The sequence below is a fragment of the Comamonas sp. B-9 genome, from assembly GCF_000410635.1.
Classification (GTDB): Bacteria; Pseudomonadota; Gammaproteobacteria; order Burkholderiales; family Burkholderiaceae_C; genus Comamonas.
This window is the reverse complement of sequence record NZ_KE148531.1, coordinates 3,309-14,110: the sequence shown is the minus strand read 5'-3', so window position 1 is coordinate 14,110 and position 10,802 is coordinate 3,309. Positions and strand designations below refer to the sequence as shown.

General features: G+C 60.4%; 7 protein-coding genes and 1 pseudogene. 6 read left to right on the top strand and 2 right to left on the bottom strand.

Going from position 1 to position 10,802, the window contains the following annotated elements; translation table 11 throughout:
* Positions 1-65 precede the first annotated feature (65 nt).
* Entirely contained in the window at positions 66-2,642 is a 2,577-nt protein-coding gene (gene gyrB / locus H928_RS0106690; protein ID WP_027010635.1) for a DNA topoisomerase (ATP-hydrolyzing) subunit B, read from the top strand.
* Between the two features lie 163 nt (positions 2,643-2,805).
* On the opposite strand, the pseudogene H928_RS31420 reads toward gyrB, so the two are convergent.
* Positions 2,806-3,604: pseudogene (locus H928_RS31420) on the bottom strand (IS30 family transposase); the annotation flags it as partial.
* A gap of 114 nt (positions 3,605-3,718) precedes the next feature.
* Here H928_RS31420 and H928_RS0106685 point away from each other — a divergent pair.
* From H928_RS0106685 to H928_RS0106675, 3 genes are all read left to right on the top strand, one after another.
* On the top strand, positions 3,719-4,696 hold the full coding sequence (locus H928_RS0106685; protein WP_204366289.1) for a hypothetical protein: 978 nt from the start codon (positions 3,719-3,721) through the stop codon (positions 4,694-4,696).
* A complete protein-coding gene (locus tag H928_RS0106680) occupies positions 4,693-5,733 on the top strand; it encodes a hypothetical protein (protein ID WP_027010633.1) in 1,041 nt (346 codons plus the stop codon). The genes H928_RS0106685 and H928_RS0106680 overlap by 4 nt, the downstream gene beginning before the upstream one ends.
* Positions 5,734-5,854: 121 nt before the next feature.
* The gene (locus tag H928_RS0106675; protein WP_148293076.1) at positions 5,855-6,100 is read left to right on the top strand and encodes a hypothetical protein; all 246 of its coding nucleotides are present in this window, start codon (positions 5,855-5,857) and stop codon (positions 6,098-6,100) included.
* Between the two features lie 137 nt (positions 6,101-6,237).
* Here the strand turns inward: H928_RS0106675 and H928_RS0106670 are convergent, their stop codons facing one another.
* Positions 6,238-9,324, bottom strand: a complete 3,087-nt coding sequence (locus H928_RS0106670) for a DUF5979 domain-containing protein (protein WP_021025790.1) — start codon at positions 9,322-9,324, stop codon at positions 6,238-6,240.
* Between the two features lie 351 nt (positions 9,325-9,675).
* Between H928_RS0106670 and H928_RS0106665 the strand changes: the two genes are divergently transcribed.
* Together H928_RS0106665 and H928_RS33065 are read left to right on the top strand one after the other, a co-directional pair.
* A complete protein-coding gene (locus tag H928_RS0106665) occupies positions 9,676-10,167 on the top strand; it encodes a sigma-70 family RNA polymerase sigma factor (protein ID WP_021025789.1) in 492 nt (163 codons plus the stop codon).
* 68 nt (positions 10,168-10,235) lie between these two features.
* Positions 10,236-10,802 (top strand): DUF4880 domain-containing protein (locus H928_RS33065; protein ID WP_239644897.1); only part of this gene is annotated, 567 nt, incomplete at its 3' end.

Here is a 10,802-nt window from a genome sequence, read left to right as displayed (position 1 = left end):
AGATTTATTTGATTCAAAGACAGGGCGGGGCGCCGCCCCCGCCAGTGCAGTACCAAGGCAGCTTCATGACCGCAGAAAACCAGCCGGAACAATCCCCCAGCACGCCAGGCCCCGATGCCAGCGGCTATGGCGAAGGCGCCATCCAGATCCTGGAAGGGCTGGAGGCTGTGCGCAAACGCCCGGGCATGTACATCGGCGATACCTCGGACGGCACCGGCCTGCACCACCTGGTGTTTGAAGTGGTGGACAACTCCATCGACGAGGCGCTGGCCGGCTATTGCGACGACATCCTGGTGACCATCCATGCCGACGGCTCGTTGTCGGTGGTGGACAACGGCCGCGGCATTCCCACCGGCGTGAAGATGGACGACAAGCACGAGCCCAAGCGCTCGGCCGCTGAAATCGCGCTGACCGAGCTGCACGCCGGCGGCAAGTTCAACCAGAACAGCTACAAGGTCTCGGGCGGTCTGCACGGCGTGGGCGTGTCCTGCGTGAACGCACTGTCCATCAAGCTCAAGCTCATCGTGCGCCGCGAAGGCCAGGTGCACCAGATCGACTTCTCGCGCGGCTTTGTGCAAAACCGCCTGGTCAAAGTGGTCGACGGCGTCGAAGTCTCGCCAATGCGCATTGTCGGCGCCACCGAGAAGCGCGGCACCGAAGTGCACTTTCTGCCCGACCAGGAAATCTTCAAGGAAAACTACGAGTTCCGCTACGAGATCCTGGCCAAGCGCCTGCGCGAGCTGTCCTTCCTGAACAATGGCGTGCGCATCCGTCTCAAGGACGAGCGCGATGGCAAGGAAGACGACTTCTCCGGCGCCGGCGGCGTGCAGGGCTTTGTCGAGTTCATCAACGGCACCAAGAAAGTGCTGCACCCCACCGTGTTCCACGCCGAAGGCAGCCGCCCGGCCGAAACCTATGGCGGCATCCCCGGCACCGAGATCGGTGTTGAAGTGGCCATGCAGTGGAACGACGGCTACAACGAGCAGGTGCTCTGCTTCACCAACAACATCCCCCAGCGCGATGGCGGCACCCATTTGACCGGCCTGCGCGCGGCGATGACCCGCGTCATCGGCAAGTACATCGCCGACCATGACCTGGCCAAGAAGGCCAAGGTCGAAGTCACCGGCGACGACATGCGCGAAGGCCTGTGCGCGGTGCTCAGCGTCAAGGTGCCCGAGCCCAAGTTCAGCAGCCAGACCAAGGACAAGCTGGTCTCCAGCGAAGTGCGCGCACCGGTTGAGGACATCGTCGGCAAGCTGCTGACCGAGTACCTCGAAGAAAAGCCCAACGACGCCAAGATCATCTGCAACAAGATCGTTGAAGCAGCCCGCGCCCGTGAAGCCGCCCGCAAGGCCCGTGAAATGACGCGCCGCAAAGGCGTGCTCGATGGCATGGGCCTGCCCGGCAAGCTGGCCGACTGCCAGGAAAAAGACCCGGCGCTGTCTGAAATCTACATCGTCGAGGGTGACTCCGCAGGCGGCTCGGCCAAGCAAGGGCGTGACCGCAAGTTCCAGGCCATCCTGCCGCTGCGCGGCAAGATCCTGAACGTGGAAAAAGCCCGCTACGAAAAGCTGCTCTCCAGCAGCGAAATCGTGACCCTGATCACCGCGCTGGGCACCGGCATCGGCAAGGTGAGCGAAGACTCGGGCAAGAGCAGCACCGACGACTACAACCTCGCCAAACTGCGTTACCACCGCATCATCATCATGACCGATGCGGACGTCGACGGCGCCCACATCCGCACCCTGCTGCTGACCTTCTTCTACCGCCAGATGCCCGATCTGGTCGAAGCCGGCCACATCTACATTGCGCAGCCGCCGCTGTACAAGGTCAAGAACGGCAAGGAAGAGCTGTACCTCAAGGACGGCCCTGCCCTCAACCAGTTCCTGCTGCGCGTGGCCCTGCAAGGCGCGAGCGTTAGCACCGGCGGTGCCAACCCGCGCACCATCGATGGGGAAGAGCTGGGCCGCCTGGCCGGCATGCACCTGGCCGCCGAAACCGTCATCGACCGCCTCTCGTCCTACCTGGACGCCGAAGCGCTGCGCGCCATTGCCGACGGCGTGCAGATTCGCCTCGACACGCTGGACGACGCCATGGTCTGCGCCCCGGTGCTCGAAGCCAAGCTGCGCGAGCTGACCACGACCGGCGTGCCCGCCGAGGTCACCGGTGAGCTGGACCCGCACACCGAAAAGCCGATCCTGCGCATCAGCCGCCACCACCACGGCAACATCAAAAGCTCCATCCTGACGCAAGAGTTTGTCGAAGGCCAGGACTACGCGGCCCTCGCCGCCGAAGCCCAGAACTTCCACGGCCTGCTCGCCGAAGGCGCCAAGGTCACCCGCGGCGAAGGCGAAAAAGCCAAGATGGAAAAAGTGACCGACTTCCGCCAGGCCATGCAGTGGCTCATCAGCGAAGCCGAACGCACCACCGCCCGCCAGCGCTACAAGGGCCTGGGCGAGATGAACCCCGAGCAGCTGTGGGAAACCACGATGGACCCCCAAGTCCGCAGCCTGCTGCAGGTCAAGGTCGGCGACGCCATCGAAGCCGACCGCGTCTTCACGATGCTGATGGGCGACGAGGTCGAGCCACGCCGCGACTTTATCGAGACCAATGCATTGCGGGCGGGGAATATTGATGTGTGATGGATGCTGTTCGTAGGGCGCCGTATTGTTTGCGACTCGCGACACAATTTTGCGACTGGATGCCACAAACCAAACGACTCACCTACCTTTAGGCGTTAAATGAAGACGCTTGGCATAGCCAGCAAAAAGAGCCCGGATTTTTCCGGGCTCTTTTTATATACCTTCTTCTATAGCTATAGTTTCTCATTGAGCGGTCCCCAGTCAAGGAGAGATACAGCTGCCTGGGCATTGTCTGCCCATGCCGGGCTAACGCGGCTCCCACGGTGTGCAAATCTTTGTCCACGAGTTTGACCAACATCACATAGCGCGTATGCCGCTCGACCAGCGTCGCAATCTGGCTGTAAGCATCACCGAACCACAGGGCGCCTTCCCAATGGCCTGGAACTGCACGAACTTCTATGCAGGCTGGGCGTTCGCTGATAGGCCATGGATCGGAGTTTTCTGGGTGTAGTGCCTTGAGCGACGCATGCCTCTGGTTCGGCGCAAGTGCTCCAGGAGCTCCTTCTTCAAAGCACCACGTGGTTGGACGAATAGCGTGCGGTAGATGGCTTCATGAGACACCTGCAACTCCTTTTGGTCCGGATACGTTCGCTTGAGCCATCCCGCTATTGGTTCGGGTGACCACAGACCTTGCAATTTAACCGCCACCATCTGAGCCAGTGCAGGGTTACGTGCCAATTTGCATGCCTTGGGGCGATGAGCACGCTCCCAGGCTACAGCATCGGCCTTAGCCGCTCGGTAGCAAGTCCTGCCGTCATTGCGCAGCCGCTCGCGACTGATGGTGGAGGCAACTCGTCTCAAGCGCCTGGCGATGCAGCGAATCGATTCGCCAACAGCCAATGCTTGGTGTGCGGCCGGTCAAAAAGCTTGACGATCTCGGACGAGGTATCGCCTGTTTTCCAGCGATCCCACATCACCGTTTTCTGAGCTTCGGTGTAGTAAATCCGCAATCTTTGCTTCATACAAACACTTCTTCAGCCTTAGGCAAATATTTTATTGCAGTGTTATGCTGTTCCTATTTTCTACTCCATACAGATCAATTATAAATAATGCAAATAAAGCAGTTAATAAAACTAATGCCTTCCCTTTTATTGGGCGTAACTCTGATAGGAAATGTATTAGCAAAAGAAGTCGCCGCGCCGATCCTGCTTCACCCGAGCACAGCGTCAGAGGCTGTCGCCATAGCTGCTTATAAAGGGATGCCGGCTGAGAATTTCAGCAAAATGGTGAGTACCGCTTTCGAAAACGCAGGCTTCTCATCGCGTACTTCTGAACGAATGAAAGATGGCACGGTGCGTTACACCTTCGCCTACCCTGTGGCAATGGAAGGACAGGTCAAGAATATCGAAGTAGTGCTCAGGACGGATGAAAATATCGACAAGAAGGGGCGGTGTGCGACTTGTTTTCTGCGAACGACGGTGTTGACAGACTTTGCTCATCTGCAACAGGCTCCCTGGATGCTTCAGTATGCAGTGAATCGGCAGGTCCTTCCTGCCATCGATCAAGCCTATGCGAGCATTCAGCAAGATGGGCAGGCATTTATGGATGGCAGTCTAGGGTTCGATTACAAGAACCAGTGGCAAGGTGAGAAGAACCTCTATGAGAACTCGTTCGTCGGTATTGAGCAGACCAGCTTGAAATCTACGGTCATTGACGCCTATCGGGCTGCGGGATTCATATTTCAAGGCGATATTAGGAAAGACCTCAGGGTTTCCGATTTGGTCTTTTCCTTTCCTGTGGATCCCGATCAGGCCGAAGGTGTTGTCTACAAAATTAGCCTTGCGAGCCAACTTGATGCAAGTGATCGCTGCTATCCCTGTGAAATTACCGAAGTCTACGATCCATACCAAAAGCTTCCCGCTGCAGGCCTGTCCGGAATGTCCAAGCGGCTCACACTTGAATCACGTTTTGCAGCCTCCCGCGCACTAGCGCTGGAGAAACTCAAGAACAGCACTGCGCAATTCCTCCGTGCAGGAACCATGTTCACCATGCCTCCCAAGCCTGCACCGCTCGGGTCACCTCGGCCACATATCAGGCCGATGACAGTTACATGAATACTTTGGCCCAGAAACGGGCCGCCCGCACTGGATTGCTGGGCCAGCATGCCTGGTTTGATGGCACCTTCATCGTGGGTACGCTGGGGCTAGCTCTCGGCCTGGCAGGCATCGCATCCGTCTCTCCTGCGATGCTGATCGCCGTTGTACTGATCGATACCTGGCTTTTCGCCAATCCCCATGTGGTGGCGACCTTCACCCGTATCGGTGCCAGTTTGGCCCACGTTCGACGATATCGTTTTCTGATCTTCGGGTTACCCGTGATCGTGCTCGGCGGTGTGGTGGCCACGGCACTAGCGTATGAGATTAGCGGACTATTCACGCTCTATTTCATCGCTCAGAGCTATCACGTCGCGCGGCAATCCTTCGGTATCGCCAGGGCTTATCGACGGGCAGGGTCGACGCAACCGTTTCAAGCGGATCGACTGTCCGAAACCCTGATCTATATGGTTGCAGCCTGGGGACTACTTGCCCGCTGCGCCGAGTCTCCCACAACTTTTCTTGAGTACCCCATTGAACTTCCGGCTGTGCCTACACCGGTGGCCGACGTCGCAGGAGTAGCCACCATCGTGTGCGGCGCATGGTGGTTGTGGCGGCTTGCACATAAGGCCCTGGCTCGCGAGATCGATTGGCGTCACGATGGGTTTGTGGCATCGCACGTGTGTGCCAATCTCGCAGCTTACATCTGGATCACCGACATAACCCTTGGCTGGCTGGTGATCAACCTCTGGCACAACCTGCAGTACTTACAGTTCGTCTGGGCGCAGAACATCCGGCGCGACGCTGAGAAAAGCAGCGAAAGGATCTCAACAACGCTGCTCTGGAAGAGTGCCCGGCAATACATCTGCCATTGTCTGCTACTGGGAGCCCTACTCTATTGGGCCGTAGACTGGGTTGGGACACAGTTGCTTTGGCTGGGACTTCCCACTGTGCTCATCGCACACTTCACACTGAATTTTCATCACTACCTGGTTGATGGCGTGATCTGGAAACAACACCGCGCTCCCTCACCCTGTTCAGCCGCCGCAAGAGGCTAATCGCTGCAAAGCAAGGGATGCCGACAAAAATTTGGATTATCGACAGATAGTTGTTGCATCAAGCCTACCAACAGACACCGCCGATCTGAACGATTGGTCAGAGAGACCGCTGGTGTTTCCCTTGCCAAACGCCACACAGTTCCGCCAAGTGACGCAGTCCAGTGTGGTCGATGCCGGTGTCGCGCTGGGCTTGGCTGCCGGCCTGGCGGGCCGTATTCTGGACGAGACACGTGCCCATATCGAAAAGGCCGCTGCAGAGCTGTTGAACGACGATGTACCGCACATCCAGGGCAACCCACAACACCTGCGCGTCGCCCTCGCCATGCGCCATATCGTGATGGCAGAGATGCTGAAGCGGCTGAGGTAAGCGGACGCGGCAAGCACCGAATGCGGCCCGTCATCCTGCAAGTCTGTCAGCAACCGCTCATAAAAACACTAGCTTCATCCCATAAAAACGCCCGGCATCGCCGGGCGTTCCACATTACTTGCGCAATGCTAGCCAGATCAATGCTGGCGGCTTCTGACATTGGCCGCCGCAAAGCCCAACAGCAGGAGCGCCATCAGCACCAGCATGGCGTTGCCGAGGCCGGGCACGGCCTTGACGGAGCCGCCCACATCGCCCGTCGTCGCCTTCAACGGCGTGGTAACGACAATGCTCACCACGCCATTGGCAATGGTCACTGCAGGATTGTTCTGGTAGCTCGATGCCTCCCAGGTGAATCCGCCAGGAGCTGCCGGCATGGGGCCTGTCGCAGTCGCCGTGCAGCTGGCAGCCGCGGGCAGGCTGCTGATGACAGCGGGCACGCTGGTGCCATGGGTCACGGTGATCGCCAAGGAGAAGCTGCCATCGGCGCCGCAGTTCAGCGAAAAATTGAATACCCCATTGACCTGCGCAATCCCATCGGCCGGGCCGGTAAACAACTGGCTCAGATCCAGGCTGCCGGTCTGGCGCTGCAGGGCATTGGTCACGCTGACGGCCACTGGTGCCGATGCCAGCGTTGCGGTGGGGCTGGGGCTGATGACGGGCGTGCCGGTCCAGAGGTAGCCTGCGGGCGCAGCAGGTGGCGCGTTCTCTGTCACCGTGCAGGCATCACCGTCGTAGAAGCTCAAAGCAGCACTGCTGGCGCTGCTGCTGCCAGCGGCAACGGTGGCAGACCAGTTTTGCGGCGCTTGTGCGCCACAGGTGACGGTGCCGCTGAAGGTGAGCGGAGCGGGCAGGCCACTGGGCGACAGACCCGTGATGGTTTTGCTGACCGTCACCGCTGCGCTGGTGTTGAAGATCTGGAGATTGACCGAGCTGCTGTTGGACGAGGTCACCGGATCCACGACACCAGAAGGTGCGGCGGCATAGGCCACGTTGGGATAGGTTCCGGGGATGTTTCCAGCGGTACCTACGATGGTGAATCGCACTTGGCCGCCATTCCCAATCGCCGCAATGCTGCTGCTGACGGTGCGCGTAGCAGCGTCATAGTTGACGGGGCCGCAGGTGCCCGGCGCCACTTCAACCGCACAGCTTGCGCTGGCGTAGACAAAGCCATTGGGCAGCGGATCGGAAAACGCCACGTTGCTGACATCGGCAGGACCGGCGTTCACCACGCTGACGGTGTAGGTCACCGTCTCTCCGGCCTGGACGGTGACTGGCGCTACCGTCTTGTTGGTGGAGATATCCGCGCATACAAACGGCTGCTCCACCAGGATTTCGTCATTGGATCGCTCGGGGTCGGTGACGCCGACCGGTGCAGAGACCCGAAAGTTATTCTGAATGGTCCCGTTGGCAGAGGTGCAAGCGCTCGTCATGTTGGCCACCATCGTGTAGGTGATGGTGACGGCACCGCCTGATGGCAAGCTGGGCACGGTGGTCTGGAACAGATAGCCCGCGCTACCGACCTGGCCGCTGTAGTTCTGGAAAACGCCGTTGTCGGGACAAACCGCGCCATTGGTCGCCGTGCAGCCGGCAAAGCTATAGGCGGCATTGAGCTGGACGCCCGCACCGTAGGCATAGGGGAAATCCAACATGGACGCCCCATCGGCCGCTGCCGGGCCGTTGTTCGTCAAGGTCATCGTGTAGGTGACTGGCTGGCCAGCGACAAAGATATCGGTACTTTGCGTTTTGGTCGCGACCAGGTCAGCCTGTGGGCAATCCGCTGTGGCATCGACGGTTTGTTCCACTTCGGCGCGATTGTTGGATGCATTGGAGTCCGTGACACCCGGTGGCAGTCCCCGTGTCTGAAACACATTCTGCAAAGGCCCGGAGGGCAAGCCGCATCGCAAGGGCGCATCCGCCACCATCGTGTAGGTGATGGTGATCGTGCCTCCTGATGGCAGCGCCGGTACCGACGTATTGAACAAATAGCCCGCGCTTCCCACCAGCCCCGAGTAATTCTGGAATGCGCCAGCGTCCGGACAGACAGCGCCATTGGCCGCCACACAGCTCCCAAAGCTGTAAGCCGCATTCACGTTGGCAGCAGCCGTGCCGCCGTAGCCATAAGGGAAATCCTCGATCAAGACGCCATCCGCAGCGGTGGGGCCGTTGTTGGTCAGCGTCATGACGTAGGTCACCGGCTGGCCAGGGACAAAATCGTCAGCGCTTTGCGTTTTGGTCACTTCCAGGTCCGCCTCCGGACAGGCGGCCGTCGCAGCTACTGCCTGCTCCACTTCTGCGCGGTTATTGGTCGGATCGGGGTCGATGACGCTGGCGGGCATGCCTCGGGTCTGGAACACGTTCTGCAGTGCGCCTGCCGTCAAGCCGCACATCGATGGCGCTGTCGCGACCATCGTGTAGGTGATGGTGATGGCACCGCCCGATGGCAAACGGGGAACCGCGGTATTGAACAAATAGCCTGCGCTTCCTACCTGACCGCTGTAGTTCTGAAATGCACCGGTGTCCGGGCACACGGCACCGTTCACTGCGCTGCAACCGCCAAACGTGTAACTGGCATTCACGCGGGCCGCAGAGCTGCCGCTGTTTCCGTAGGGGAAGTCCTCCATCATCGTGCCATCCGCTGCCGCAGGGCCGTTGTTGGTCAGCGTCATGACATAGGTCACCGTCTGGCCAGAGACAAAACTCTGAGCGCTCTGCGATTTGCTGACCACCAGATCGGCACCATAGTTCATCGCCGTGCTCACCGAACTCGTATTGGACTCGGGCATGGGATCGGTGACGCCCGCAGGAGGGCTCACCGTCGATGTATTGGTGAGCGAGCTCGGCCCTGAGACTGCAAAATTCCCCAAGATCTCAATCGTCACCTTCCCCAGTGCGGGAAACGTGGGCAGGACGCCGGAGACCGCGCTGTTGTCCGCCACGATGCTGGCAGGGCACGACGCCCCATTCGTGGCGGCAACACAGGAGGCCGAAACATTCACCACGCCGGGCGGCAGGGTGTCCAAAAAGCTGGCGTTGTTGGCCGCATTGGGCCCATTGTTGTCCAGCACCAGCGTGTAGCTGAATGCACCACCGCCGGCTGCCGTGGCCGGCCCTGACTTCACGATCTGCAGGTCGGCGGTCTGGCCCCAGGCAATCACGGAAATGGGCAGCAACGCAAGGATCGCCCCCAGCTTTCGCAGAAGGCTGCTGAAGTAGTTGTTTGTCATATCTGGATATCCCGTTGGATCTTTCTGAGCCCGCCAGCCGCTCCAAGCCGGATGCGTTCGGGTGTGCATTTACCAAAAAAATGAGCTATTTGGCAAATGTATACACGGCCGTAGATATCTGCAAATAATGTTAACAAATGTTTATTTGCTCTACAAAACGACTCCATTGCAGGGCGATCCTGGAATGCAGGCCGCACCCGGTGCGGGCGATGCCGTCTTGGTTCTTGGCAAGGGATAGATCCAGAACAGGGCAACCTGGGCACAGGGCTTAGGCGCGACAATTAGAATGATTCTTATTTTCGTCACTAGCCCCCTGCCTGCAGGGACTGCCGCCGGCCCTCCGCCCCCTCCATGCTTGAGCGCTTCTACCGCGAACTGCTGAACTTTCTCCACCGCCAGGTGGGCGACCGCGATGCGGCGGCGGACCTGGCGCAGGAGAGCTATGCACGGGTGCTGGCAGCACAGCGCTCGGGGCCGCCGGTGATGGATGGTCGGGCGCTGCTGTACCGCACCGCGCGCAACCTGGTGATTGACCAGCACCGCCGTGACGCGCTGCGGCGCCATGACAGCCTGGACGAGGTGGCGGCATCCGATGAGCCGCCCGCGCCCCAGCATCTGCAACCCGAGGAGGCCCTGGTGCGACAGCAGACCGTGCATGGCTATGTGCAGGTGATCGAGAGCCTGCCGCCGCGCTGCCGCGAGGCCTTTGTGCTGCATGTCATCGATGGCCTGCCGCAGGCCGAGATCGCAGCGCGCATGCGCATATCGGTTAGCATGGTTGAGAAGCATGTGGTGCGCGGCACCCTGGCCTGCAAACGGCATGGGCAGGGGCCTGGCGCTTAGTGTGCACCGCTTCAATCGCCTCCTCCTCACCGCCCCTCTCGCTCCATTCCCTCCCGATTTTTCTGCGCATGTCCAGCACCTCTTCATCCTTCAACCACAGCCCGGGTGACTTGCCCGAAGGGATGGCTGCGGACGAGGCCAACGATGTGGACGCGCTGGAGCACGAGGCCGCAACCTGGGCGGTGCGCTGCAACGCCGGGCTGGATGCGCAGGGCCAGGCGGCCTTGCAGGCCTGGCTGGCGGCTGACCCGCGCCATGGGCCCGCGCTGCATGCGATGCGCGCCAGCATCGCGGGCGTGCAAAGCCTGCCAGCCCACGACCTGGCCCGGCTGCGCGCCGGCCTGCCCCAGCGTGATGCACAGACGCATACCCCGCGCCCGCGCTTTTGGCAATCCTGGCTGCGCCCCGTGCTGCCCTATGCCGCCACGGCCCTGGTGGCAGCGGCCGTTGTGGGTGCGGGCTGGTTTGGCTGGGGGGGGCAACCCAGCTTTCAGCAAAACTATGCCTCGCAGCGTGGCCAGCAGCTGATGGTCACCTTGCCCGATGACGCGGCCTCCGGCAGCACCGTGCAGCTCGATACCGACACGCACCTGACCGCCAGGCTCTACCGCCACCGGCGCGAGGTGGCGCTGGCC

Bases quoted from the DNA above. Each gene is read 5' to 3' on its own strand.
- H928_RS0106670 (WP_021025790.1), bottom strand. From the start codon at position 9,324: ATGACAAACAACTACTTCAGCAGCCTTCTGCGAAAGCTGGGGGCGATC.
- gyrB (WP_027010635.1), top strand. From the start codon at position 66: ATGACCGCAGAAAACCAGCCGGAACAATCCCCCAGCACGCCAGGCCCC.
- H928_RS0106685 (WP_204366289.1), top strand. From the start codon at position 3,719: ATGCCTTCCCTTTTATTGGGCGTAACTCTGATAGGAAATGTATTAGCA.
- H928_RS0106680 (WP_027010633.1), top strand. From the start codon at position 4,693: ATGAATACTTTGGCCCAGAAACGGGCCGCCCGCACTGGATTGCTGGGC.
- H928_RS0106665 (WP_021025789.1), top strand. From the start codon at position 9,676: ATGCTTGAGCGCTTCTACCGCGAACTGCTGAACTTTCTCCACCGCCAG.